Source organism: Streptomyces spinoverrucosus (genome assembly GCF_006539505.1).
GTDB classification, from domain to species: Bacteria; Actinomycetota; Actinomycetes; order Streptomycetales; family Streptomycetaceae; genus Streptomyces; species Streptomyces spinoverrucosus.
In genome coordinates this window covers 1-1,434 of sequence record NZ_BJND01000177.1, presented here as the reverse complement: position 1 = coordinate 1,434, position 1,434 = coordinate 1, and the positions used below count along the sequence as shown (strand labels likewise).

The following is a 1,434-nucleotide window of genomic DNA, read 5'->3' as shown; positions in this document are numbered from 1 at the left end:
GGGGCAGGTGTCGCAGCGCGGCCCCTGGTTGGACCGACAGGGTGGACCATGCGGTGTTCGGCACGTTTGCCCTGGTAGCAGCCGATATGACTGCTAGCTTCCCGAGCTGTCGGAGGGTCCCAGGCGCGTCGAGCCGAGGCGGGGCCATCGGTATGAGCTGAGGCGAGGGTGACGGATATGAGCGAAGAGTCGGACAGGCCGGCGGTTGCTCCGTTCAAGCGCAGGAGTTTCCTGGCGTCGGCCGCTTTGGCGACCGGCACATCGGCCGCGGTCGCCGGTCCCGCGCAGGCCGCCGCGCCGCCGGCGAGCAGGCCGCTCGCCGCGCCCGGTGCCGGGGCCGTGGCGCGTCTGCTGGCCGTTCCCGAAGCGAACCGCGGAGCCGAGTGGATCAGGTCGGCCCTTCAGGTCGCAGTCGAACTCGAACTGGCCACCATCCCCCCATACTTGTGCGGCTGGTGGTCCGTCAAGGACCGCGGCAGCGAGGTCGCACGGATGATCCGGCGCATCGTCGGCGACGAGATGTACCACCTGGGCATCGTCTGCAACCTGCTCGTGGCCGTGGGCGGCAGACCGCAGATCAAGGCTGCCGCGCCCGTCTACCCCGGCCCACTGCCCGGCGGCGTGCGGGCCGGAGTGACCGTCTACCTGTCGGGCCTCACGAAGCCCTTCGTGCGCGACGTGATGATGGCGATCGAGGCCCCCGAGGAATCGCTCGTCCGCAGCGCCCGCCCCTCACCTACCGTCGGCGAGTTCTACGACGACCTGCTGAAGGCGTTCTGGGCCCTGCGCCCGGAACTGACGGTTCGGGGGCAACTGTCCGAGTACGTCGGCGGCGACGACCTGCGGCCGGTCGAGACCCTCGACGACGTCGAGCGGGCCATCGAGATCATCAGGGAGCAGGGCGAGGGCACCGCCAGTTCCCCGTACGAGTCCTTCGAGGACGACTATCCCGCGCACTACTACGCCTTCGGCGAGATCTACCACGGCCGTGAGCTGCGCGAGACCGACGACGGCTGGAAGTACGTCGGCCCGCCCGTGCCCTTCCCCGACGTGCGCCCCATGGCCCCCGTCCCGGCCGGCGGCTGGCCCAACCCGCCGCTCCACGTCGGGCGGCTCCTGTACCGCTTCGACACCATCTACAGCACCGTGCTGGACACGCTCGACGCGGCCTGGGCCGGCGGCGGCCCCCGCACCCTCGGCGCGGCCGTCCACACCATGCGTGGGCTGGAGGGTCCCGCCGTGGAACTGATGGAGATCAGCATCCCCTACGCCCCGCGCAGTACCTACGGCCCTCAGTTCCGTGCGCTGCGCAGCCCGCGTCGCTGATCGTGACACCGTGACGGCAGCCCTACACGTCGGACCCCGATGCGGGACGAACGCGCCAGGGTCCGGCGGCGGGCTCTCGGCTCAGTGGCCGCTCATGATCCGGGAACC

The 1,434-nt window shown here is 70.9% G+C and carries 1 protein-coding gene; it reads left to right on the top strand.

Going from position 1 to position 1,434, the window contains the following annotated elements; genetic code table 11:
* Nucleotides 1-177: 177 nt before the first annotated feature.
* Nucleotides 178-1,326 (top strand): ferritin-like domain-containing protein, encoded by a 1,149-nt coding sequence (locus SSP24_RS42375; protein ID WP_141316594.1) that lies wholly within the window; start codon nucleotides 178-180, stop codon nucleotides 1,324-1,326.
* The last annotated feature ends 108 nt before the right edge of the window (nucleotides 1,327-1,434 follow it).